This is a genomic window from Sphingomonas sp. ERG5 (assembly GCF_000803065.1).
Taxonomy (GTDB): domain Bacteria; phylum Pseudomonadota; class Alphaproteobacteria; order Sphingomonadales; family Sphingomonadaceae; genus Sphingomonas.
In genome coordinates, this window is sequence record NZ_JSXI01000053.1 from 20,253 (window position 1) to 43,892 (window position 23,640).

Below are 23,640 nucleotides of genomic sequence, written 5' to 3' on the forward strand. Positions count from 1 at the left end.
CCTCGATCACTGATCCAATCGCAGCAAAGGAGTAGCGCCATGCCGCAGGTCGGCGAAATCTGGGAAGGCTATAAGGCGACCGAGTTCGTCATCATGATCGACGGGACGGAAAGTCCTGGTGTGACCAAGGTGACGGGACTCAATGAAGGGATGTACGACACCGTCGAACAGCCCGACGGTGGCGGCTTCCGCATCCACAAGATCTCCTCGACCAAGGTCAAGTTCGACACCTTGGTGATCGAACGCCGCGTCGATGGCAGCCCGGAAGACCAGCGCTGGCAGGATTGGTGGCGCGACACTTATTACCTGAGCGAAAACCGCAGCCAGGGGTCGCGCGTTCGCAAAAGCGGGCAGATCATCAAGCGCGACAATGGCGTGCCCGTACTCGCCTTCATGTTCTTCGACGGGTGGATCAAGTCGTCGAAGTTCAGCGACCTCGAGGCAGGGTCCGACGGCTTTCTCACCCAGACGATCGAGATCGAGCACGAGGGGCTCGAACGCATTCCTGCCGCCTGAGCGGCTCCCTCTTCCGGAGAGCAACGATGACGATGACCATGTCGCGCGAGATGGAGTTCAACTTGCCGATCGGCTATATGAACGGCGACGGCGCACTGCGCCGTGCCGGCATGCTGCGCAAGATGACCGGCCGCGAGGAGGCGATCCTTGCCGATCGCGCCAACCAGCATAATGGCGGCAAGCTGGTGACCGAATTGCTCCACAGCTGCGTGACGCAATTCGAGGGCGAGCAGAAGCTGAGCAAACAGGACATCGCCAACTGGTATTCGGCCGATCGCAATTATGTGCTGATCCGCCTGCGCAGCTTCACCTTCGGCCCCGAACTGCCCGCCACCTACACCTGTTCGCAGTGCGGCGAAAAGCAGGATGTGGTCGAGAATCTCGACGACCTGCCGGTGCGCGTCCTCGGTGACGACGAGACGCTCGAGGACATCACGGTCGAGCTTGTCGATGGCTATTGGGACAAGGACATCTGCCACACGACCGTAACGCTGACCCTGCCGCGCGGCACTGACGAGGCGGCGGTCGCCCCGGTCCTTCGCAAGAACGCCTCAATGGGCAAGAACGCCTTGCTTGCGCGTTGCCTGAAAAAGGTCGGCGACATGCCGCAGCATCGCGTCGATGCGCTCGGGCCACGGCTGTTTTCGGAGCTGACGCTGACCGACCGGCGGCTGATCGACCGCGCGCTCAACAAGGCGGCGCCGGGCGTCGACCTGATGCGCGACCGTGAATGCTATGCCTGTGGTGCGGACATCAAGGCCAACCTCGACATGACGCATTTCCTGGCCCCGGAATGAGCACCGACGCGCTCCGGCGGGAAGTCTTCTTTCTCGCCTACCACCTGCATTGGTCCTGGTCCGAGATCATGGACATGGACACCAAGGAACGCCGCACCTTCGTCAATCTGCTCAGCGAGCAAATCGAGCGCGAGAACGCCCAGGTCAAAGCGGCGAGAAAGGGATAAATCAATGCCGCTGGTGCTGTTCCCCGAGCTGACCTTCCAGCTGTGGCGCACCGGAATGGCATTGGCGCCCTGGAGCCGGCTGGTCGGGATTGAGCAGACGCTGCTGCGGCGCGTCGAAAGCGCCTATCTGACCGCATGGTTCGGGCCGAACGTGCCCGAAAAACAACTGAACCTGCACATCGCCATCCGCAATATCGCCGCGTTGCGCGACCAATACCAGCTCGCGAAACGCAGCCGGCCCGACCCCATCTCCGGGATCAGCCTCCTTGGCCCCTTGTCCGGAATCGCCGGTGCACTCTTGGGCGCCGCGATGTCGCCGACCGGGCTGATCCTGATCGTCACTGAGCTGACCAAGGTCGGATCGTCGATCGCGCCGATCTGGAACATCGTCACCGTCATTGGCGCGATCATTCTGTTCCTGCCGCTGACCGGCCTCATCGCCGGGGTGGTGGTCGGCATCGGACTTCCTTTTGGCCTGTTCGCGGCGCTGGGCCTGGGCATCGCGGGCGATGCAACGACGCGATCGGTGATCACGCTGCTCGGCGATCTCGGCCTGATGATCGACGCGATGGGCCGCTTCTGGGACCAGTTGTCGGGACCGCGCGATCAGGTGAAGAACCCATTGCTGCGCCACATCCTCGAAACGCTCGACCGCTTCGCGGGGCTGTTCATTCAGGTGATCGGGTTCGTGGCCTTTCTATTCGACCGGCTGCTACCGCTGGTGCCGGGGCTGCTTGCCCAGTTTCGCGCGATGTCCGCGCTGGTCGACACGGTGATGGCCGCACTCACCGAAGTGCTGAAAGGCGTGGTCGATACGTTGTTCGCGCCGTTCGATCAGAAGCCGGGCATCTCCGACATTCTGGACGGCATCATCGACCGCCTGCTCAAACTGCCCGACAAAATCATCGAACGGGTCAGAGCCGCCATCAAGGAAGCAAAGGCGAAAATCAGCCCGGTGGTCGGCGGCGTCAGCAAGCAGGTCAAGGATTATGGCGAAGGCTTCGTCACGCGGCTCAAGGATGCATTCTCCAAGACAGTGCTGTCGCTGCTGATCGATCGGATCAAGGCGCTGGTCGACATGCTGCCGGCGTGGAAAAAAGCCTATCAGGAGATCCCCAAGCCGGCCGACGACGACGATGGTCCGCTGCGCGACAAGGCAACCGGAGTCGGGAAATGGCTTGGCGCAAAGGCGCTCAATCTGGGCGATGTGCGCAGCGCGGCGGCGGACTTGCTCGGCTCGATCGACAGGCTGACATTCCCTGACCTGCCCGACCTGAAGGTCCCGGACCTTCCGGCCATGCCCAAGATGCCCGACCTTGATGCGATCGAGAAGGCGCACCCCCGCCCCGAACTGCCCGACTTCGGCGCGCTGGCCTCCGATCTTTTCGACCAGGCCAGCGAGGTTTATTCGGGCATGAAGTTGCCGCCGGAATTCTCGGCGCGTCCGCCCAGCGCATTCGCCGGCGCACGCAAGGCGCTCGAAAGCTCGGCGGCAATGCCGGTGCTCACGCTCGACAATTCGACGCTGCGCGATGCGATCTACCTCGCCGTTGGTCGGGTGTTGCCGCCGGCGCTGCGGGGTTATGCGCCGCAGGCTCGGGCGCTGTTCGATACGCTCGACGAGAAATTGTATGGCGCGGGCGCGCAAACGCCCGAACAGAAGGACGCACTCGCCGACCAATTGCTGCCGGTGCAGGATCTTGGTGACACTGGCCTGTTGTTCCCCAAGGTCGGCAAGCTGAGCTTCGTCGGCACGGATGCCGAAACACCCGACCTGCGCGCATTCCGCGACATCGTCGTCGCGGCGTTCGAAAAGCAGCCCTATCTCGCGCGAGCGGCCTGAGGGGGGGCGGTGCCGATCATCATCCTCTGGGCCGAAGCCATGGCGCCTCATGCGAGCGATGTCTTGCGCTGGCTGCAGAACATGGACCGTTCGACATTCCTGCTCGATCGCTGGCTCGAAAAGCGCGTGCCCGCCGCCCAGCGCATGGAAGAGGCGACGGCAGCCTTCCCCATCTTCAACTATTACAACACGGCGCTGACCGCGCGGGTCGCCGATATGCAGTTCGGCTCACTCCTGACGGTCCCGGTCGATAGCATCGGCACGCATGTCGAGCGCGCGCTCGACGAATGGAATCTGCCGCGAGACATCTCGCAGCAGGCACGTTCGGCGGGACTCCCCGGTGAAGTTTTCCGCGTTGTCGAGGGAATGGTGGACGGCGTGCTCGGCTCGCTCGATCGCTTCATGACACCCAATGCCCAGATGTTCGAGCCAAAGGGGCACACCGCATCGGACATTATCGGCATGGCGGCGCTGGTATGGCGCACCATCGGCGCCAATCGGACCGGCATCTACAGCGCAGCGGCGCGGCTGGCCCAGGGTCTTGGAGCACCCGCCAACGACAATGGCGGCACCATGCGCTCAGCCGGTGACGGCAAGCCAGCCGGCGAACCGGGGCTGCCGCTCGCTTTCCAGATCGACGAACTGTCGCGTTATGTCGTCGCCGGGCTGCTGGTCATTCCGGCCGTGTCGCGCCTGCTCGGCATCATCGGCAAGGACGCCCTGACGCTGGCCAAATACAAGGCCCTGGCGAAATTCGAAGAGTGGGAGACGAAGGCCTGGGCCTATCGCAAGGCGTTGCTGGGCAGCTTCCTGAACGGCATGTCGGCGATCACCGAAACCTCGCTGCAACTTCTGCTTCAGATCGGCGGAGGGATCACCGGCATCATCGACGCCTTCGTCGCGATCGGCGTCGAATATTTGCGCGGGCTGACCGCGGGCGTCGTCAGCTTGGCCGACCAGATACGCTCCTTCTGGAGCGGCGTTATCGCACTGATCAATCAGGTGGCCGGCTTCGTCGCATCGATTGCGGCGGTCGATATCGGTGAAGTCATCCACAACGCGCTGGTGACGATCCAGGAAGTCATCGCCTGGTTTGCCGACGAATTCTACGACAAGGATCATCGCCCGGCCGCCTATACCGCGCCCGCGCAATTCGCGGTGACGATCGGCGAGCTCGTCCTCAACGAAGGCCCCGGCGCCGAGGCCAACAATCAGATCAATATTGCCGCCGCCCGGCTCGGCTTCGCCGTTCACCACGCGATGGGGACCTGGGCGATCTTGTACAAGGGCGCGCTGTTCAAAGCCAAGGACATCCATATCGACAATGTCGTGACCGGGCTCGAGATGCTGGCCAAGGCGCTGGCGCTGCCGCGCGACCCGGGGCGTGCGCAACCCGTGCTCAAGGTCGACCTCAGCACTGCCCCGGATTTGGTCGCCGCGGTCGTGCGGCCGCTGCGGATCGGCTTGATCGACGCGGTCGGCAAGGTCGGTACGGCGGCCGATGGCGCGGTCGGCGATGTCTTCGGATCGGCGCAAAAGCGCCTGAACGAGACTGCCGACGCGTTCCACAAAGAGGCACAGGACTCGGCCGCGTTCGGGCCGAAAGGACTGGTGATGCGCATGGTCGGCGACACCGACGCGCTGCTCAAGAGCCTGTTCGGCACCCAGTCGCCCGAAGCCCGCAAGACCGGACTCGAAGCCGTCGCGCTCGCCTTCTCGGCATGGATGCAGGGCGGTTTCGACACGATCGCAAACATGGCGAGCGGGTACATCCGCTTCATGCTCGACGAGTGGACCGAGCAGATCGCAAAGAACGAAGATCTGCCGCTGCAGGTCATGCCGACGTCGCCCAAGAAACTGCTCCAGCGCGCCGAACTGGGCCGGGTCCATCTGCCACGCCTGCGGATCGTCGCTTCGGGCAACCCGATCGACCGCGAGCTTGCGGAGCGAGTCGCCGCCGCGTTCCGCGACGAAGTGGAGGCCGCCTATCGAACCGGTGCCGAGCGGCTGAGCCGCCTGGCGGCGGCAGCATAGGGGGCGCGGCATGGATCCGGATGATTTCGTCGCCGCCGCGATCGGTGCGCTGCTCACCCAGCTTCGCAGCGCGCGGCGCGCACTTGAGGACGTGCAGCGCAGCACCTCGCGCTATGGCGGTTTCGAATTCTCCAAGGCGTTCGCGTCGGGTGAGCGGTTTGGCGCGCCGCCATTGTTCGACGGAGCGCTGATGGTCCATGTCGTCAACATCAACGACCTGGCGCCGGGCAACAGCTTTGGCGGCTTCATCGAAGCGATGCTCGGCGGGGTCGGCAATTTCTTCGGCAATCTGATCGGCGGCGTGGTCGGCGGCACGCTGAGCGGTCTGGCGCTCCCCAAGATGATCGAACGGCTGGACCGGATCGTCCCCAAGATCGGGGAAATCATCGACAAACTCGGCATCGGCAAGGACAAGGCAAAGCCTGACGACGCCAAATCGGCCCCCGAGGCGCAGGCCAAGACGGGGGAAAGCCTGCTGGCGACGTTCGAGGGCATTCGCGATCTCGTCAAGGACGTGACCGCCTTGTTCGAGGTCGGGGCGGGCAAGGGCACCGATGGCGCCGCCGATGCCGCGCGTACGTCGCAAAAACCGCTGACTGAAACCGGCGAGCGCTGGATGGCCATCCTCAATGGCGTGAATATTTTCCTCGAGCGGACGAACCGGCTGGTCGAGGGCCTGATACTGCTCATCCCGATGGCCGTCGGCGCAATCGCCTTTCTGATCGCCAATCTCGCCGAAATCCGGCGCGCATTGCTCGAAACGATCCAGTTCCTGCTCCGCAACGCGCTGGTGCTGCGCGGCGTGCTGCTGACCATCGTCTTCGAAACCGTCGCATCGGCCGCCCGGCTCGCCGCGAACATTGTCGGCATTATCGGCGACACGATCCTGTCGGTGCTGACCGCGATCTTCGCCATCATCAAGAAGCTGCTCGAAGCGGCGTTCGATGCGCTCGAAGCCTTGGCAAGCGCGCTGAAGGAGGTGGTGGAAAAGCTCCTCACCTGGCTGGTCGACGGGTTGTTCAACGTGTTGCGCGCGATCGGCGACCTGACCGTGTTCCGGACCGTCGATCATCTGGTCAAGGTGCTGCCCGCCTTGTTGTCGGCGATCTACATGCTGAAGGCGAGCAAGGCGCTGCCCGCCGATGTGCAGGGAATGCTGACCGCTGCGCACGACGCTGCCTTCAATCCCGCGCCGGCCGCGGCCGCTCAGCCCGGTACCGGTGGGCCAGTGGTCAATCAGGGGCCTGCAACCACCGCCCAGATCATCGGCAAATTTCCGGATTTCGGTACCGACTTCAAGGCGCTGGGCGCGACGCTGGGCAGCGCGGTGGACGCAACGGGCGCCGATGTCGTCAACGACGTCAAAGTGTCGATCGGCAGCATCACCACCACCCTAGGCGGCGTGTCGGGCCGTTTCGACAAGGCGGCGCGCGACGAGGCCACATTCTCCTCGGGCGTGCTGACCAAATATGGCGCCCAGATTACCGCCAATGCCGGCGACCTGACCAAGGCGATCACGACGCCGGTCGCGGCCGACACTGCCCCCACCGGCTTCGAACTGATCGCGAAAAGCTATGAGCAGTGGCTCACCGGCGGCGGCATGAAATCGGTGCTCGACGAAGCGTCCAAGCATTTTACCGATGCCCCCAAACAGGGCGACGGCGCGCCAACCGGCGCGTTGCGCCTGCTGCGCGGCCAGTTCGACCGGCCGCGCGCCTCGATCGAGATCGACGAAGTCGAGATCGTCATCCAGCCCGGCGAGGCACCGATGAAATTCGAAAAATCACCGCCCTCGGAATGGGGCCCTGGCGATTTCCCGACGCACAGCGACGAAAATATCTGGCTCGCCGTGCGCCGCCACGAACGTGAACTCGAGGATCGGGGCATCCGCCCCGCCGAGCTCGACGCGATGCTTGTTTAGGAACCTGATATGGAACGCGGCCTGCTCGCCAACATCTTCGCCATCCCGCCGCTGATCTTCCGCTTTCAGTGGAACCCCGACCTGCTGCAGGAGCGCAAGCGCTATAAATACGAGCAGTCGAACAGCTTTGGGCGCTGGGGTTTCGACCAGACCAGCGCGGGATCGGCCGGCTCGCTGCTCGATATCGGCAAGGGCCTGTGGGAGGATCTGAAGGAGATCGGCCCGCTGCTCACCGCCACCCGTCCCTTCGAAGCCAAGGAAGGCGAGCCGCGCGAGTATCAGATCGAATTTCAGCTCGACGCAACGACGCCGGGGCCAATGGACACTGACGACCATTTCGGCGGCAGCATCGAGCCCGATCTCGCGGTGCTGCGGTCGTTCATGTACCCGGGCTGGGACGATGTCGACGTCATCGGCTGGGTGGCCAAGGGCATTGGCGGCGGGGGCTGGGAACCGCCGTGCTGGAACCGGCCACCAACCTGTACCTTCATTTACGGCTCGCTGAGCTTCGACTGCGTCATGCAGGATCTCGACATAAAGATCACCGCGTTCAAGGAAGACCTGTCGCCACAGCGTGCCGAAATCACCGTGCGCCTGCTGGAACAGACGCATTCGACGACGCCGATCACCGATTTCCTGACTCGCACCGCCGGCGCCGCGCGCGCGCTGGGACGCGAGGGAATCGGTGAAGACATCTACGCCGCATCGCCGATCAAGCCGCTCGTGGATCTTTTCCTGTGAGGATATGCCATGCCCGTTGACATCCGCTCGCGCTATTGGGTGCAGCCCGCTTACACCGCGCCCACCGAGAACGGCCCGACCCCGACTCTGCCGGTCCGCCCCAACGCGGTCATCGCGGAACAGGACACGGTCGCGCACCGGCTGAGCGGGATCGAAAATGTCGAATATCTCGCCTGGCGCTATTATGGGCGCAGCGCCGTGTGGTGGCGCATCTGCGACGGCAATCCGCTCGCCTTTCCGCTCGATTACCGCCCCGGCGCCACGATCCGCGTCGCATCGCCTGGGTCGATCAATCGCGTCGTCCGGACACGGAAGTTCTGACGATGCCCTCAGACACAACAGCAACCGTCAAGGTAAAGGTCGAGACGATGGATCTCGGTCCGCAGGTGGTGCGGGTCGATGTCGAGGATGTCGATCGCGGCGCCGACAAGGCGACCTTTCTGCTCGACGATCCGGGATCGACGACTAGCGACGTCCTGCGTCCGGGGGCCACGGTCAGGATCGAGCTCGGCTGGGAAACCGAATATGCGCTGGCTTTTGTCGGGCGCATCGCATCGACGCGCAGCCTGGCGGGCGCCGGGCCGCAAGGGCGCATCGAGGTGACCTGCAAGGATCAGTCCTATCTCTTCGACACCCGCCCGCCGCTCGGCGAGCGCAAATATACCGGCACGGTCACCGACATCGTCACCCGCATCGCCAAGCGCGTCAACATGCCGATCGGCAAGATCGACGTCGCGACCGGCAAGACCTGGACCGAGACCGAGGCCTGTCAGCAGCGCGACCGCACCGACTGGGAGTTCCTGCAGGACCTGGCGGAAGAATCGCGCGCGCGCGCGTTCGTCGAAGTCAACGCCGATCCCGGAGACAAGGAAGCGGTCAAGCTGGCCGGAGGCGAGCCGAAACTCTATTTCATGTCGGAGGACGCGCTGATCGCGCAGGAGCCGATGGGGACGCTGCTCTATTGCCGCGGCATGGGCAAGCTGCTCCAGTTCGAGTATAAGAGTGTCGGCTCCGGCGCCTCTCCCGCCGCCTCGGCGACGGTCGCCAATCCCGATACGGGCGCACCGGAAACGGGCGCTACGCCGCCGGCGCCGCCCGAGCCGCAACCCGCCCCGTCCGCCGGACGTACCGATCAGGTCACCGATGTTCTCGGTGCCGCGCGGGCCAACGACCATGCGCAGGGAATGCAGGTCGCCAGCGACGCCGCGACACAACCCGCGGCGCTGCGCGCGACCAAGGAGCCGACCGGCGGCCCGTCGGACCCCGCCGCCCGCGATCGCCGCATCAAGCAGGACAAGACGCGCATCCTGGGTTACACCGGTACGGGTACGGCGATCGGCACGGTGTTCCTGCGCGCGAAGGGGCCGGTCAAGATCGACGGGCTCGCCAGCTGGGCCTCGGGGCGCTGGTACGTCCGCCGCGTCAACCACATCTTCGAACGTACCGCGCTCGACAAAAAAATCTCGGTCAGCTTCCGCTCGAAGTTCGAGGCAACGCGATGACCACGCGCCCCTCCGACATGATGCGCCACGCCGACAAATATTACGGCAAGTATAGCGGTACGGTCAGCGACAATAGCGACGCCGACCAGCGCGGCGCCGTGATGGTGACGGTGCCGGCGATCTTCGGTGCGGAAGCGAGCGTCCGCGCCCGGCCGTGCCTTCCCTTCGGTCATTTCTTCATTCCCGATATCGGGACGCCGGTCTGGGTCGAATTCGAGGGCGGCGACACCAATTATCCGATCTGGGTCGGGGTGTGGTGGGCCAAAGACAAGACGCCCGAGGAAGCCCGCAAATCCCCGCCGACCCACCGCGTGATCCAGACCAAATCCGGCCACACCATCGAATTGTCGGACGAGGAGGGTGCCGAAAAGCTCGTCGTGCGCAACGGCAAGAATGCCTTTCTGGCGCTCCAGCCCGACGGGAGCGTGGTCGTTTCGAACAAGTCCGGCGCGAACCTCTTCCTCAACGCGGACGGCAAGGAAACAACCCTGATGAGCGAGCAGGGTCATTTGCTCACGATGACCAAGGACGCGCTGGTGCTGGTCAATGACGGCGGCACCGTCGTCGAATTGAAGGGCACGACGGCGACGATCCTCGCCAAGACGATCTCGCTGGGCGGGACCACTGTCGCGGTGGGTGCCGGCGCCACCGACCCGACCATCATGGGCAATGCCTTCTCCATCCTGTGGAATCTGCTCGCGGCGCATGTCCACCCGACCGCGATGGGGCCATCGGGTCCGGCCACACCCCCGATTCTGCCGCTGCAACCCGGCATTCATCTGACCAGCGCGGCGGTGGTCAAATGAGCCGCTGCGCCTTCCCCGATCTGCCGACACTGGCGTTGCCGATGCCGGCACTGCCCGGCCTGCCCGCGTTGCCGCCATTGCCCGCACTGCCGTCGCTCCCGGCGCTCCCTGACCTGCCTGCGCTGCCGACATTGCCGATGCCCGCCCTGCCGTCGATCGCGTTGCCCGGCCTGCCGTCGCTCCCGCCGCTGCCCGAACTGCCCGCGCTCCCCTCCCTGCCGGAGCTGCCGGGCCTGCCGACGCTTCCGACATTGCCAATGCCCGCCCTGCCATCGGTGGCGCTGCCGGGTCTGCCATCGCTGCCGCCGCTTCCCGCCCTGCCCGCGCTCCCCGCGCTGCCACCCTGTCCGCTGGATTGAGGAGAAGAGACCATGCCCCTCGATAAATCCGCCCTCGCCACCGCGCTCGAGGCCGCCTTCCAGGCGGGAATGGACGACCCTGACTGGACGCTTGCACAGTCGGCCGGCGCCATGGCTGACGCGATCGACCTCTATGTCCGCGACGGCGAGATCGCCGGTGTCGAAAGCGACGTGACCGACACTGGCGGCAATCCGATCGGCCACGCCGTGCAGGGCGCCGCGGTGAAGCTGTCATGAGCCAGTCGAGCATCGCCGCGGTACGTGGCCCAGCCTATCCCTTCGCCATTGACCCCGAAACCGGCGGTGTCGCCTGGTCGAACGGCAAGCGTAAACTCGCCGACAATGTCCGGCTCATCCTCACCACCCGCACCGGCGAACGACCGATGGCGCGGGACTTCGGGACGCCGATCCATTCACTGGTCCATGAGCCCAATGAAGGCGGACTCGCGCGGCTGATCGCGCGTCATGTCCGCGAGGGGCTGATGCAGCTCGAACCGCGCATCATCGTCTCCGACATCACCTTTCACCAGGATAACGGGGAGCTGACTCTGGAGCTGACCTATCAGCTCGCGGACGATGCGCGCACCGAAATCATGCTCGTGCAGCTGGGGTGAAGCGATGACAACGAACCTGGCACCGCAGATCGACTATACCGACAAGGATTTCGAAGCGCTGCGCGGCGCCATGCTCGAATTCGCCAAGCTCCGCCTCCCCGAATGGACTGACCGGAGCACGGCCGATTTCGGCATGCTGATGGTCGATCTGTTCGCGTTCATGGGCGATGTGGTGCTGTATTATCAGGACCGGATCGCCAATGAATCCTTCCTGCAACTGGCGACCGAACGGCGCAGCATCGTCGAGCATCTTCGCCTGATCGGCTATGAACTCGGCGTGCCCGCAGCGGCCGTCGCCGAGATCGATCTCGATTTCGATCCCGGGCTCATGACAGCCATCGTACCAACCGGGGCACGGTTTCGCGCGGCGGGTATCGCGGTGCCGCAACTCTTCGAATATCCCGGCCCCGACCTGACGATCACTTTCGCGTCCAACCAGGTCGAGCCACTCGCCGACGGTCGACTACGCTATCGCGGCCTGCCGCTGGTTCAGGGTGAATCGCTCGCGATGCGCGTCATCGGCGGGTCGACCGGCGAACCCAATCAGGGTTTCGCGCTGCCGCCCGGTGCGGTGCTCGCGGACACGCTGGCGGTCGAAGTCGATGAAGGTGCCGGCTGGGTGCGGTGGGATCGACGTGAGAGCTTGCTCTACGACATCGGCCCCGACGGTCGCGTGCGCCTGTCCGACCCCGACGCGCGTCATTATTACGTCCGCTTCGACGAAACGGGCAATGCGGAACTTCGCTTCGGCGATGGCCGCTTCGGGCGGAGACCGCCGCGCGGTGCCAACAACATCCGCGCGGCCTGGCGGGAGGGCGGCGGCGCGGCGGGCAATGTCGCGGCAGGCACAATCCGCGAAATCGTCACGCCGATCACCAACCTTGCCGCTGTCGCCAACCCCAACCCGGCAGCCGGCGGTTCGGACAGCGAAACGACCGAGGACGCCGTGCGGTTCGGTCCTGCCGCCTTCCGCTCGCGCGACCGTGCGGTGACAGCGGCCGATTACGAGGCGATGGCGCACCTCGCGGGCGGCGTCGCCAAGGCGCGCGCACGGGCCCGCAGCTGGAACGTCATTGACCTGTTCGTCGCGCCCGCCGGCCCTGAATTACGCCCGCTGCCGGAACCGCTGCGGCGGCGGCTGATCTCCTTCTTCGAGGATCGCCGCATGGCCGGCGCGTTCGTGCGCGTGCTCGACGCGCGTCCGGTGCTCATCGATGTGACGGTCGAGATCGGCTATGACGAGCGCCGCCGCGCCGACGAGGTGCGTCTGGCCGTCGAAGCCGCGCTTGGGGGGCTTCTTGCCTATACCAATGTCGAGTTCGGCAAGCCGGTCTATCTGTCGGCGATCCATGATGTAATCAGCGAAGTCGCTGGCGTCCGTATCGCCAATGTCACCCGCTTCAAACGCCGCGACGCCAGCGACGGTGGAGTCGCGGCGGCACTCGCTTCGCTTAACCTCCCGCCGGTCGATCAACTTCCGCTCGCGCTGCGGGCAGCATTGCGTGCCGATGTCGAGGCTGACGGACGCATCGAGCTCGCCGACGACGAAATTGCGGTGCTGGGCGAGAGGACGCTGATCCTTTCGGTGGCGCCGCAATGAGGCTGGAAAGCTTCTCGGCGTCGCCCGACATTGTCGGCGGGCGCATCTGGCTGAGCTGGGACTATGCGCTCGACGCGCTCGAAACGCCCGCCGATGCTCCTGCCGTGCTCTTGCGGCGCAAGCGGCGTGATTTCGACTTTCCACCGCTTGTCCCCGGTGATGCCTATCTCGTCTATGACGGTGCGGCATTCCCGCCGCCGCCGGTACCGGGCGCCTTGCAGGTGATTGACCTGCCGCCTGAGGACACGATCGAGGACGGCTGGCGGGTTCAGACCGACTCAATCTCGGTCGCGACTCTCGTCGGCCCGCGCGCGACCGAGATCCAGCGACGCAAGCGCTCGATCTTCTACGATGCTGGCGGTGCACCGGTGCGCGTCCGCGAGACGTTGCTCGATGCCGGTGCGCTGACCCCGGGCGATTCCTATTATTACGAACTTGATGACGGCTCGGCCCCCGACGCCGAGGCCATCGCCCGCTATCGCCGTATCGCCGCGCCGGGTGGAACATACGGGCTCAACCTGACGATGCATGGGATGCTGCCCGAAAATCTGAAGACACACGACAGCCGCACATTGGCGCCCGCGTTCGCTTTCTCGGGCATTCCAGAAGCCAGCTCAACGGGTGGGCAGTTGCGGCGCTTCATCGACATGTTCGGCATGGGCGCCGATGCGCTGCGCAGCTCGGCCGAACGGCTGGGCGCACTGCGCGATCCGCAGAACGTCGCGGCCGGCTTGCTTGCACCGCTTGGCGACATGATCGGCTGGGAAACCGCGAGCACGATCCCCATCGCCCGACAGCGGAACGAGCTGCAGACCGCGCCGCGTCTGTTTGACGTGGTCGGTACGGTGCCCGCACTCGCCGCGCTCGTCACGCATCAGACCGGCTGGCGCGCGCAGGTCGCCGAGTTCGCGCAGAGCGTCATGCGCGCCAACACCACCCCGCGTCGCAACCTTTATCTCCGACGGCTGGACGGCAGCGTGTGGCGCGGAGCCGACGACGCAGCCCCCATGTTCGCCTTCCCCGTCGGCCAGGTCAATGGCTCGGGCGGTTTCCCCGCTCAGCTTGTCTCGGGCGCGGTCGAGCCGTTCGCGTTGCGCGCCGGGCTCGAATTGACGATCATCGTCGATGACGACGTTCCGGCGCGGGTCCGCTTTGGCCCCGATGATTTCGTCGATATCGGTGCCGCGAGCGCTGCCGAGGTCGCTGCGGTCATCGCGGCGGCATTTGACACGATCGACGCGCGCGCCGTCGCCGGAGCGATCGAACTCGTCACCGTTGCGACGGGCCCGCTGGCCGCGCTCGAGATCGCGCCTGCAGACACCAGCCTGCTCGCGTTGAATGACGCACCCGACGGCCCGGTCAGCGCCTTTGCCGACCCGCAAGGTCGGCTGCGGATCGTCTATGAACAACGGGTCGCGCAGGGTGAAGGGATGACCGCTGCGGGCGAAACCCGGCCACGCGTCGATCGCGCGATCACCATCAAAAGCTTTGCCTATGGCAGCTGGCGCGGAGAGGTTGCGCTGCCCGACTGGACCGGCGCGGCATCGTCACCGGGTTCGGCGTTGCTTGGTGACGGTCGCATCGCGATTGCCTGGATCGATGCTGACCGTCCTACGGGCAGCCGTCTGCGCATGGCGGCGGGAGCGGCGGCAGCAGCAACGCCCGCGAGCATCGCCGGCCGCAAGACGGGGCCATTTTCACTGATCGGCGGATCGCACATCACCTTTACCGGCGCATTTGGCAGCCAGGTCTTCACCGTTCAGCCCGCCGATTATGTCGCGCTGGCCGCCGCGACCGCGATAGAAGTCACCGCGGCGATCAACACCCAATGCCCGGCCCTCAACGCCACCATCGCCGCCGGCGGGGGCATACGCATCGCAACCGTAGCGACGGGTGACAGCGCACGGCTGGCCATCGACCTGACCGCATCGACCGCTGCGCGCGCGCTCAGCCTTGCCGACCGTCAGCTGTCCGGGCGCGGCGCCTGGTCAGCTGCCATCGACTGGCCGGGACCGCTCGACGGCCCCGCGACCGCGCGTGACGTCATCGATCCCGCCCTTTGTGCCGATCCGTTGGGGGGCGCGCGGCTGTTCTGGAGCGAGCATATGGATGCGCGCTGGCAAGTGCGGCAAGCGCACTGGAGCGACCGTCTGACTCTGGTCACGGCGCAGGGTGTGTCGCAACAAACCGGCGGCGCGCCCTGGGTCAGCTGGCATATGGCCGACGGATTGCCGAGCAACGTGGTGCGCGCGGTCGCCGCCGACGCGCGTGGAGCCCTGTGGTTCGCCACCGATGCGGGCGTCGCCGAGCGCCGCGCCGATGGCGTCTGGACAGTTTTCAACACCGGAAGCGGCCTGGGATCGAACGACATCCGTGACGTAACGCTGCTGCTTGATGGATCGCTATGGGCGGCGACCCCAGCCGGGATTTCGCGCCGTACCGCAGCCGGTGTGATCAGCGTCATTGCCGCAGCGCCGGGCAGCCTGATCGGCAACGATGTACAGGCGGTCGCCGGCGATGCGGCGGGCAACGCCTGGGCCGCGACGCTGGCCGGAGTCAGTCGCCTCGACCCGCTGGGCCGCTGGCGCAGCTGGACGGTGACCGATGGCCTGCCCGCCGGTGTACCGCGCCGGATCGCGACCGGCGCGGCGGGCCGCGTCGCCCTAGCGGCTTCCGATGGTGTCGCGATCTTCGCTGATGACGCCTGGCGGACCTTCACGACCAATGATGGGCTGCTGTCGGACGACGCGCGCAGCGTCGCCTGGAGCTCCGACGGCACGCTCTATGCGGTGACCGCCGCGGGACTGGAGCGCTGGGACGGCAATCGCTGGCGGGCGCGGACCCTGGCCGACGGCCTGCCCGCCGCCGACCTCCGGTCGATCGCCGCATTACCCGACGGCCGCCTCGCGATCGGTACTGCGAACGGACTCGTCGTTGGCGCGCCGGATGCGCCCGCTGGCGACTGGAGCGTCGCTACCTTGGCCGACGGCATTGCCGGGCCAGTTATTGCCGGAGTCCATGGTGGCTGGTCCGCCCCCGTCACGCTCGCACAAAATGGCGGCGGAGACCGCGAAGCGCGTGCGTTCGTCGGCGCGGGAGGGCGGACCTGGCTGTTCTGGTCGCGGCGCGAGGCAGTCGCCGGGGCCGAGCGCGAAAGCTGGACATTGCGCTTGCGGCGCTACGACCCCGCCACCGCCGCCTGGAACGCGGAAAGCGCCATGACCGCCCCTCCCCCGAACGGTGCGGCGGACCGGCAGCCTGCGCCGCTACCCTCGGGCGCAGGCTGCACCCTGTTCTTCACATCCGATCGCAGCGGCGGCGCGGCCATTTGGCGCGTCGACGTCAGCGGCGCGGGCGTGGCCGGGGCGCCCGCACCGGTGGCTGCCGATGCCGCCGAGTTGACCCGCCCCGTCGCAGTCGCCGTTCCAGCAGGCCCGACCTGGCTGATCCACCGCTCGGATGCCCCACTGGCGCTCGCTCAGGTCGCGGTCGTGCCGGAACCGGGCACGGCGCCGCGCCGCAGCGAACGTGTCCCCGAAGTGCGCGCGCTGACCCTGAACGCCGGCGCCCGCACGCCGGTGCTCGCGCATGCCGCGCGTAATCTCGGGCGGCGGCGCTGGGGCGATTACTTTGCCTATACGCCCGAATATCCGGATGTGATCGACGCCGACGCACCGACCCAGACCCACGTGTACACGCGCCGCACGATCGGCCTCTACCTGCGCCAATCGCCGATCGGCGCGGCGATCACGACCGAAGCGATCGCGCGACTGCGCCAGTTGCTGAGGCGCCATCTGCCGATCAATCTCAGACTCGTCCTCGTCGTCGCACCCGATCCGCTGGTCGAATATCTCTATACGGCTGACGCCGACATCGAGGAAAAATGGAGCGACGACATTCCGTTCGTCGAAACGCTCGGCGGACTGTCCGACAGTTCCACCGTGACGATTCCGGGTCTCGGCATTCTGATCGCCAACGACCTCGACAGCCGCGCATTCGCGGCAACCATTCTCGCGACGCTCAAGCGGCGCACCTGGTTTCCGGATCTCATCTGATGCCGGGCCTCATCCAATGGAGGTGTCGATGACCCTTACCGAAACCGCAGGTGGCGCGATCAAGGGGCGCTACCGCGACGTGCTGCGCGATCCCGATGGTCGATTGATCCACGACTTCGGTTGGCGCGACAACGCCATCGTGCTCGATTGCCGACGAATGCTGGCGAGCTTCATGGCGGGCAAATCGGCACTTGGCATCCAGGGGCTGTGGCTGGGATCGGGGCTTCCTGCCTGGGATGTCGGTGGACCGCCGCCGGCTGGGCCGGGGCAAGTCAAACCGGTCGACCCCGCCCCGTTCCTGGTGCCGCTCGCCGACCTTCAGATCGACTTTCTCGACGGCGGGCTGGTGACGGCGATGCCGACCAACCGTCTGCAGATCGTTGCATCGGTTGGGCCCGGCAAGCCGCCCTGGCCCGACGGCGCGCATGTCGCCGTCAGCCTGCGCGAATTCGGATTGGTCGGCCAGATCGCCGGTGCGCCGGCACTGATCAACTATGTGACGCATCCCGTCATCAACAAAGACCCGACGAGCACGCTGGAGCGCACGCTCTGGCTGGTATTCTAGTCACTGAGGAGGACGACCCATGGCCGTAATCACGCCCGACACGTTCGATCCGCTCAAGCGCTTTGTCAGCGTTCGGCTGCAACAGGGCGTCCCGCTCGTCGATGCCGACTGGAACGAGGGCCAGGATGCCCAGCGCTTCACCTCACGCTCGTACCGCCGCTGGTATGTCGGCGACGGCGTGCCCTATGGCAGCGATGCCTTCCGCATTCAGGCGCTGGCCGCACCGGCGGCGAATGACTTCCTGATCGGGCGGGGCGTCGCTGCCGCTCCCGGCGGCACGCCGCCACTCACTATCGGCTTGCATCATACCGGGCGCTGCCTGGTCGATGGGCTGGAAGCAATCATCGACGGCGACGTCGCCTTTCGCGCCCAGGAACTGCACGTTGCCAACCTCGGTGCCGCCGCCGCCGCGATCCGCCTCAACACGAAGACGATTCCCGAGCTGCCAGTCCTTAACGGAACGCTGCTCATCTATCTCGATGTCTGGGAACGGCTGGCACGACCCGATGAATTTCCAGCCCTGGTATTCGTCGATATCGGCACCGAGAGCTGTGCGCGCATCCGCCGCGAATGGGTCGTACGTGCACGCGCCGCAGCGACCGTGCCGCAAGCGGGAGATCCCGATTTCGAGGCGGGGCACGGTTATTTCCAGCTTGCCATGCTGACCCGCGTCGCCGCCGACCCGATCATTTTCCCGAGCCAGATCACCGATCGCCGCGAGCAGCGCCTGCTGACCCCGCCGGCAACCCTGATCGAGGATATGCTGGGTCTTGCGCCCGACAGCTATCGTCGGGGCGAGGGGCGCCCGGCGATCCCGCTGCGCGCGGCGGTCAACGCATTGTTGCGCGGTCAGTTGCCGGCCTCGGTCGATCAGGCCATCGCACCCGACCCGGCGAACGATCTTGCAACGCGCGCTTTCGCCCGCGTCAATGACACGACGGTGATGCTGTGGGAATCGAACCGCGTCGCGGCGATCCCGCAGATCTTCGCGGCGAGCTGGGCGATCGGCGATCCGGCCTCGGCTGGAACCAACCCGCCGATCCAGGTGACGAGCGGTGCGGTTGCCGCGAACCTTCCGTCGTTGACACTGCTCCCGACCAGTCCGGCCCCGGCACTGTTCATGACCTATCAGCGCAACAACAACATCTTCTTCCGCCGCGCCGCGGGGGTCGCGGGCCTGCCGGCCGCCGCCGAGACGCCAGTCGCGCAACAGGTCGACCCCGAAGCGCACTCGGTCGCGGTCCGCGCCGGTCAGATCGTCACGGTGTTCTGGATCGTCAACGGCGCGGGCGTCAATGACTTCATCCGTTATCGCCGCCGCCAGTATAATGCCGCCTGGGACGAGGGCACGGCAACGTGGCTCGACACCGAAACGACCAATTTGTCGACGCTGCAGGTCGCGCTGCCGTCGACCACGCCCGGCGTCTTCCATGCGACGGCGGATGCGGCCGGGCGCGTCTGGGTCGCATTCGAAGCGGTCGCAGCCTCGGCGATTGGCGTCGCACGGCTCACCCCGGCGTCGGGCGCGATCGAGACCTGGACCAATACCACGCTCGCTTCGCCTGGCGTGAGCGCGGACACTCAGCCTTTTGTGCTGATCGACGGCGCCCAGCACGTCCAGCTGTTCTGGCGCGCGGATGCGGGCATTTTCATGGCCACTTGCGATGTGGTCGCCAACACATGGTCCGCCGCCACCGCCGTCCCGATCGCAGGGGCCGGTCCCGCGGGCAGCAACTCGCGCCCGGTCGCGGTGCGCGAGGATGATGGCGGCATCTGGCTGCTGTGGAGCCATCTCGACAATGGCCAGACCAACATCTGGGCGGCGCGGCGCGATCCGCTGACCGGGGGCTGGGGTCTCGCGCGGCAGATCACGGCGTCGGCCGGCAATAACGACTTTGCCTATGCGACGATCGAGAGCGGCGCGATCACATTGTTCTTCCGCTCCAACCGCAGCGGCGATTTCAACCTTTTCACCAAGCAGATTGTCACAACCATCTGAACGGAGGCGAGCATGCCCAATCCCACCATCACGCCCTGGGCCCCTGGCGGGTCCTTCACGGTCACCGGCTCGACCTTCGCCGCGGCCGATATCGCCCTGACCGACATCGCGAACGCCCCCGCATCGCTGACGTTGACTCTCCCTGCCAACGCGACGCTCGTCGCGCTGCGCGATCCGGCGAGCTGGACGGCGGCGGCGACGACGCTCCTCAACCCCGGCGCCTGGGTCGCCGGACCGATCCTGGTGGACGGCCAATGGACGGTCACGATCATGCCCAGCGGGGCGGCGACCGACCCGGTGACGGTGCAGATCGAGGACCAGGATGGGTCGAACCCGAACGGCACGCTGCGCCTGATCGCCCGCGCGCTCACCGGCAATGCCATATTCGAACCGGCCGGCGGCACGCTGTCGATCGATCGGGTGCTTGCCGATCCGTCGATCACGAACCCGCAAGTCACCAGCGGCCTGCCCGTCGAGGAGCTGGCCAATGTTTCGCTCGGCGCGACTGTTTCCCGCACCGAGTCGAAGAACGGTGCGGCGGTGCTGACCGCGCCACCGCCGATCGTCAGTGTCTGGACTCCGGAGCCCGCCAATCCGGCGGCGGTGAGCAATTTCAGCTCCCCCGGCACGACCGCGACATTCAAGGCGCCCGCCGCCTATACGCCGCTCAACCTGTCGTTCCGCATCACCGGCGCCTATAATATCGATGGCGGCGGGCTCGGCTCGGCCAGCAATCCGCGCAATTCGGCGGCGCTGCCAGTGGCGGTCCAGACCGTGACGCATGGCATGCTGCTCGTGCTTGATCGATCGGGCAGCATGGACGCGAGTTTCGGCGGCGGCCAGTCGCGCTGGACCGCGGCGACGCGCGCCGCGCATGCCTGGCTCGACCTGTTCCGCGCCTTTCGCCCCGCCGGCGCACACAAAGCTGGCATTCTGACCTTCGAACATGATGGCTGCGGCTGGAAAGCAGCGGCGGCGGTCGGCGATATCACGTTACGCAACCCCGAAAATGCCGCCACCGCCGCATCGATGAGTCCACTCACACCCTTTGGCGATGTCGCGGAACTCGTGCTCGGCACGCCGCAGACCTGTACCCCAATCGGCGACGCACTCGTCGCCGGCTTCGAGGCGATCGATGCCGGATTGAACGCGGGAAGCGAAACCAAACGCGCGAGCGTCCTGCTGCTGACCGACGGTTATGAAAATTCCGGCAAAGTCACCATCGCCGCCTCGATCGGCGAGGCCGCGCAAACATTCGCGCAAAAGCGGCTTGGCCTTGGCGCGAACGACCTGATCGGCGACCGGTTGTTCACGCTCGCGGTCGGGCAACAGGTCGACGCCGATCGGCTGAACCAGCTCGGCACCGGCTTCTACCAGATGGCCAGCGAGTATAAACAGATGCTGCCGGCCTTTGCCGAAATGCTCGGCAAGGTGCTCGACGCACAGCCGGTGATGCCGGTCGGCGGGATCGCCGATCCCGACGCGCCGCCGAACGCGCTCTATTTTCCGATGTCGGCGGGCGAACAGAAAATCGCCTTTCTCGTCCCTTGGTCGTCGCAGAACGACACGATCGCCATCGCCTGGCGCGCGCAAGGGTCGGCGGCGGCCTTTACCGCAGTCAATCCCGCCGGCGCCGGTGTCAAATCCTACCGGCGCAAGGGACACGGGGTCATCGTCGCGGATATTCCGGCGGTCACCGGTGGCACCGGCGCGACCCAATGGCGGATGCAGCATTTCAGCGGCAACGCCCCCCAGCCGATGACCAACGATTCGGTATTGTGCATGGCCGACCTGATGCTGAAGGCCGAGGTCGCGTTCGACCGGCGGCAATATTTCATTGGCGATCCGATCACCCTGTCGTGCGGACTGGTCCATGGCGGCGCACCTGTGTCGGGCAGTTCGGTCCTGCTTGACGTCGCGCGGCCCGGCGAAGGGCTTGGCACCTTCCTCGCCACGCACGCCGGCCGATACAAGGCGGTGCTGCGCGATCTGCCGTCCGACATTTCGAAAAGCCCCGACCAGTATAAGGGCAAGGCGCTGATGCACGCGGTGGTGCTGCGATTGATGCAGCTCGATCACTTGCCCGACGTCACCCCGCCCGCACCCGGGCTGGCCGAAGGCGCGCCGGGCCAGTACGCCGCCACTTTCGCCGACACGGCCAAGGAAGGAACCTACACCTTCCGCTGGCGCGTCGACGGGACGCTGCCCGACGGCTCGCGCTTCACCCGCGTCCTCGTGCGCTCGACCTGGGTCGGTGTCCGTCCCGATCCGTCACTGCTCGGCACGATCTGGCAAACGGTGCCCGGCGGCTGGACGATGACCTTCACGCCGAAGACCGCCTCGGGCGAGTTGCTCGGGCCGTTCCGCGCCGACACGATCGACATGACTGTCGCGCACGGCAGCTTCGACGGCGACCTGGTTGATCACCTCGACGGTTCGTACAGCCGCAAGGTGCTGAGCCAGAATGATCGCCAGCCCGTGGTGTCGATCGACATATATGGCACGCCGATGAACCCCACCGGGCCAGGCCTCGACGACCCGAACGGTTTTGCCGGGCTGAGCTGCTGGCTGATCTGGTGCGCCGCCTGGCGCTGCCTGATCCGCCGCATCCTGGCGCTATTTGGTATAAAGCCCTGACGATGTCACAATAAGCATCTGATATAAAACGGATTATGCAAGATTTTCACTGAAGAGGCGGTGGAAAAGATATGATACATACCGGTGTAACATATCTCCCGCCGCCCCTTCCCCAAATCCTGTCGTTAGCGACGATTCAACTATGGCGCAGCATGCGGCATGCAGCCCTTGCCGGCTTGATACCGGCACGCTCTTTCTTATTGTCGGAAAACAGCATTGCCGTGGTCGCCAGCGCAAAACGCTCGCGCATGACCTGAACTCCCCGCGCAGACGTCTCTTAGCTGTGCCGGCTCATCTGCCCGGCATACCAGCGGATATAGCGATCGACATTCTGTTCCTTGAGCGGCGAATAGGGTCCGGGTTCGAAGCCGGGTGCGGTGACGCCTCGCCATTGCCGGCGGCAGATTTCCCAGTCCTCCATCATCACCTGGTGATGGAATGCCGCGACTCGGTCCGCATCATAATCGCGCCCCTCCTCGGCCATTTCATCGACCAGCCAATAGCCGCGCACGATCGTCCGCGTCGGCGAGACCGGCGTGATGCGTACCGTATGGGCGTAATCGGCATTGGCGTGGCACCAGAAATTGATGTTGGTGTTGGCGCGCGCCGTGCCCATGTCCGGGTCGTTGAACCCACCCATCAGCACCGTGCACACCGCCTGTCCGTCGGGGCTTTCCGTGATCATGCCCCGGCGCACCGGCGTGCGGTTGGCGCGGAACCAGTCGGCGGCGGAGTCGGATGAGGTGTTGACCCGGCTGATATCGAGGCCGGCCTTTTCCCAGCGCGTCGAACAGTCGACGAGACGCTCGGCAATCTCGGCCCGCAACGCCGGATTGTCATTCTCGGTGTCATATTGCACCGAAACATATTCGGAATGGTTGGCCGTGCAATGATAGCATTCGCGGTTGTTCTCGACGACCAGCTTCCAGTTCAGGTCGAGCGTGTAATCGCGCATCACCGCGATCTTCGCGCGGCCCATCCCCTGTGACGACAGGACCGGCGAGAGATGGTCGCGCAGCGCATCGATCGGCGCGGGATTTTCAGCGAGATTGACGAAGACGAGGCCGTCGAACTCGGCGACCTGGACGGGCTTCAGCCTATGCGCCGCCTTGTCGAACTCGGCGCCCATCGTCGGCGCGGCAATCAACCTCCCGTCCAGCGCATAGGTCCAGCTATGATAGGGGCATGTCAGGCGCGCCGCCCTGCCCTGTTCGCTGGTGCAGATGATCGACCCGCGATGGCGGCAGATATTGAGGTGACCGTGCAACTCACCATCGCCGTCGCGCACGATGACCACCGGCGCGTTGCCGACGTCCAATGTCAGATAGGCGCCGGCCCCGGCCAGTTCGATCGAATGACCGGCGAAGAACCAGTTGCGGCGAAAGATCCGCGCCTGTTCCTCGGCATAGACCGCCTCGCTGAGATAGGATTCGCGTGGTAGCCCGTATCCGGGACGATACTCGGCGAGCAATTGAACAGTCATT

General features: G+C 65.7%; 19 protein-coding genes. 18 read left to right on the forward strand and 1 reads right to left on the reverse strand.

The genetic code is table 11. The features are described from left to right. Positions 1-39: 39 nt before the first annotated feature. Genes OO12_RS17380 through OO12_RS17460 form a run of 18 tightly spaced genes read left to right on the forward strand, consistent with a single transcriptional unit; the run spans position 40 to position 22,156 of the window. A complete protein-coding gene (locus OO12_RS17380) occupies positions 40-516 on the forward strand; it encodes a phage tail protein (RefSeq protein WP_034159993.1) in 477 nt (158 codons plus the stop codon). A 26-nt stretch (positions 517-542) separates the two neighbouring features. Beyond that, positions 543-1,313: a T4 family baseplate hub assembly chaperone gene (locus tag OO12_RS17385; RefSeq protein WP_034159994.1), complete on the forward strand. Its 771-nt coding sequence runs from the start codon at positions 543-545 to the stop codon at positions 1,311-1,313. Continuing rightward, a complete protein-coding gene (locus tag OO12_RS28645) occupies positions 1,310-1,480 on the forward strand; it encodes a DUF6760 family protein (RefSeq protein ID WP_160296834.1) in 171 nt (56 codons plus the stop codon). Before OO12_RS17385 ends, OO12_RS28645 begins: the two co-directional genes overlap by 4 nt. A gap of 4 nt (positions 1,481-1,484) precedes the next feature. After that, entirely contained in the window at positions 1,485-3,323 is a 1,839-nt protein-coding gene (locus tag OO12_RS17390; protein ID WP_034159995.1) for a hypothetical protein, read from the forward strand. Positions 3,324-3,332: 9 nt separating this feature from the next. Then, on the forward strand, positions 3,333-5,357 hold the full coding sequence (locus OO12_RS17395) for a hypothetical protein (protein ID WP_034159996.1): 2,025 nt from the start codon (positions 3,333-3,335) through the stop codon (positions 5,355-5,357). Between the two features lie 10 nt (positions 5,358-5,367). Further along, positions 5,368-7,278, forward strand: coding sequence for a hypothetical protein (locus OO12_RS17400; protein ID WP_034159997.1), 1,911 nt, complete (start codon positions 5,368-5,370; stop codon positions 7,276-7,278). A gap of 9 nt (positions 7,279-7,287) precedes the next feature. Then, positions 7,288-8,019 carry a CIS tube protein gene (locus OO12_RS17405; RefSeq protein ID WP_034159998.1) on the forward strand — a complete coding sequence of 244 codons (732 nt, stop codon included), beginning with the start codon at positions 7,288-7,290 and terminating at the stop codon, positions 8,017-8,019. A gap of 9 nt (positions 8,020-8,028) precedes the next feature. Beyond that, positions 8,029-8,340 (forward strand): hypothetical protein, encoded by a 312-nt coding sequence (locus OO12_RS17410; RefSeq protein ID WP_034159999.1) that lies wholly within the window; start codon positions 8,029-8,031, stop codon positions 8,338-8,340. Positions 8,341-8,342: 2 nt separating this feature from the next. Further along, positions 8,343-9,521 (forward strand): hypothetical protein, encoded by a 1,179-nt coding sequence (locus tag OO12_RS17415; RefSeq protein WP_034160000.1) that lies wholly within the window; start codon positions 8,343-8,345, stop codon positions 9,519-9,521. Then, complete coding sequence (locus OO12_RS17420) at positions 9,518-10,327, forward strand: phage baseplate assembly protein V (protein ID WP_034160001.1); 810 nt, start codon at positions 9,518-9,520, stop codon at positions 10,325-10,327. Before OO12_RS17415 ends, OO12_RS17420 begins: the two co-directional genes overlap by 4 nt. Continuing rightward, positions 10,324-10,686, forward strand: a complete 363-nt coding sequence (locus OO12_RS17425; protein WP_052216000.1) for a hypothetical protein — start codon at positions 10,324-10,326, stop codon at positions 10,684-10,686. The genes OO12_RS17420 and OO12_RS17425 overlap by 4 nt, the downstream gene beginning before the upstream one ends. 12 nt (positions 10,687-10,698) lie before the next feature. Next, positions 10,699-10,923 carry a hypothetical protein gene (locus tag OO12_RS17430; RefSeq protein WP_034160002.1) on the forward strand — a complete coding sequence of 75 codons (225 nt, stop codon included), beginning with the start codon at positions 10,699-10,701 and terminating at the stop codon, positions 10,921-10,923. Continuing rightward, positions 10,920-11,300, forward strand: a complete 381-nt coding sequence (locus OO12_RS17435; RefSeq protein WP_034160003.1) for a GPW/gp25 family protein — start codon at positions 10,920-10,922, stop codon at positions 11,298-11,300. Before OO12_RS17430 ends, OO12_RS17435 begins: the two co-directional genes overlap by 4 nt. 4 nt (positions 11,301-11,304) lie before the next feature. After that, positions 11,305-12,900: a putative baseplate assembly protein gene (locus OO12_RS17440; RefSeq protein ID WP_034160004.1), complete on the forward strand. Its 1,596-nt coding sequence runs from the start codon at positions 11,305-11,307 to the stop codon at positions 12,898-12,900. Further along, entirely contained in the window at positions 12,897-16,955 is a 4,059-nt protein-coding gene (locus OO12_RS17445; protein ID WP_034160005.1) for a two-component regulator propeller domain-containing protein, read from the forward strand. Before OO12_RS17440 ends, OO12_RS17445 begins: the two co-directional genes overlap by 4 nt. A gap of 28 nt (positions 16,956-16,983) precedes the next feature. Then, positions 16,984-17,520, forward strand: a complete 537-nt coding sequence (locus tag OO12_RS17450; protein ID WP_152616496.1) for a hypothetical protein — start codon at positions 16,984-16,986, stop codon at positions 17,518-17,520. A 19-nt stretch (positions 17,521-17,539) separates the two neighbouring features. Then, positions 17,540-19,519 (forward strand): hypothetical protein, encoded by a 1,980-nt coding sequence (locus tag OO12_RS17455; RefSeq protein WP_034160007.1) that lies wholly within the window; start codon positions 17,540-17,542, stop codon positions 19,517-19,519. A gap of 12 nt (positions 19,520-19,531) precedes the next feature. After that, positions 19,532-22,156, forward strand: a complete 2,625-nt coding sequence (locus OO12_RS17460) for a vWA domain-containing protein (protein ID WP_034160008.1) — start codon at positions 19,532-19,534, stop codon at positions 22,154-22,156. Between the two features lie 277 nt (positions 22,157-22,433). Here the strand turns inward: OO12_RS17460 and OO12_RS17465 are convergent, their stop codons facing one another. Then, positions 22,434-23,639: an aromatic ring-hydroxylating oxygenase subunit alpha gene (locus OO12_RS17465; protein ID WP_034160009.1), complete on the reverse strand. Its 1,206-nt coding sequence runs from the start codon at positions 23,637-23,639 to the stop codon at positions 22,434-22,436. Position 23,640 lies beyond the last annotated feature (1 nt).

Excerpts from the sequence above, each read along its gene's own strand:
- OO12_RS17380 (WP_034159993.1), top strand. The coding sequence starts at position 40 with ATGCCGCAGGTCGGCGAAATCTGGGAAGGCTATAAGGCGACCGAGTTC.
- OO12_RS17385 (WP_034159994.1), top strand. The coding sequence starts at position 543 with ATGACGATGACCATGTCGCGCGAGATGGAGTTCAACTTGCCGATCGGC.
- OO12_RS28645 (WP_160296834.1), top strand. The coding sequence starts at position 1,310 with ATGAGCACCGACGCGCTCCGGCGGGAAGTCTTCTTTCTCGCCTACCAC.
- OO12_RS17390 (WP_034159995.1), top strand. The coding sequence starts at position 1,485 with ATGCCGCTGGTGCTGTTCCCCGAGCTGACCTTCCAGCTGTGGCGCACC.
- OO12_RS17400 (WP_034159997.1), top strand. The coding sequence starts at position 5,368 with ATGGATCCGGATGATTTCGTCGCCGCCGCGATCGGTGCGCTGCTCACC.
- OO12_RS17405 (WP_034159998.1), top strand. The coding sequence starts at position 7,288 with ATGGAACGCGGCCTGCTCGCCAACATCTTCGCCATCCCGCCGCTGATC.
- OO12_RS17410 (WP_034159999.1), top strand. The coding sequence starts at position 8,029 with ATGCCCGTTGACATCCGCTCGCGCTATTGGGTGCAGCCCGCTTACACC.
- OO12_RS17415 (WP_034160000.1), top strand. The coding sequence starts at position 8,343 with ATGCCCTCAGACACAACAGCAACCGTCAAGGTAAAGGTCGAGACGATG.
- OO12_RS17420 (WP_034160001.1), top strand. The coding sequence starts at position 9,518 with ATGACCACGCGCCCCTCCGACATGATGCGCCACGCCGACAAATATTAC.
- OO12_RS17425 (WP_052216000.1), top strand. The coding sequence starts at position 10,324 with ATGAGCCGCTGCGCCTTCCCCGATCTGCCGACACTGGCGTTGCCGATG.
- OO12_RS17430 (WP_034160002.1), top strand. The coding sequence starts at position 10,699 with ATGCCCCTCGATAAATCCGCCCTCGCCACCGCGCTCGAGGCCGCCTTC.
- OO12_RS17435 (WP_034160003.1), top strand. The coding sequence starts at position 10,920 with ATGAGCCAGTCGAGCATCGCCGCGGTACGTGGCCCAGCCTATCCCTTC.
- OO12_RS17440 (WP_034160004.1), top strand. The coding sequence starts at position 11,305 with ATGACAACGAACCTGGCACCGCAGATCGACTATACCGACAAGGATTTC.
- OO12_RS17445 (WP_034160005.1), top strand. The coding sequence starts at position 12,897 with ATGAGGCTGGAAAGCTTCTCGGCGTCGCCCGACATTGTCGGCGGGCGC.
- OO12_RS17450 (WP_152616496.1), top strand. The coding sequence starts at position 16,984 with ATGACCCTTACCGAAACCGCAGGTGGCGCGATCAAGGGGCGCTACCGC.
- OO12_RS17455 (WP_034160007.1), top strand. The coding sequence starts at position 17,540 with ATGGCCGTAATCACGCCCGACACGTTCGATCCGCTCAAGCGCTTTGTC.
- OO12_RS17460 (WP_034160008.1), top strand. The coding sequence starts at position 19,532 with ATGCCCAATCCCACCATCACGCCCTGGGCCCCTGGCGGGTCCTTCACG.
- OO12_RS17465 (WP_034160009.1), bottom strand. The coding sequence starts at position 23,639 with ATGACTGTTCAATTGCTCGCCGAGTATCGTCCCGGATACGGGCTACCA.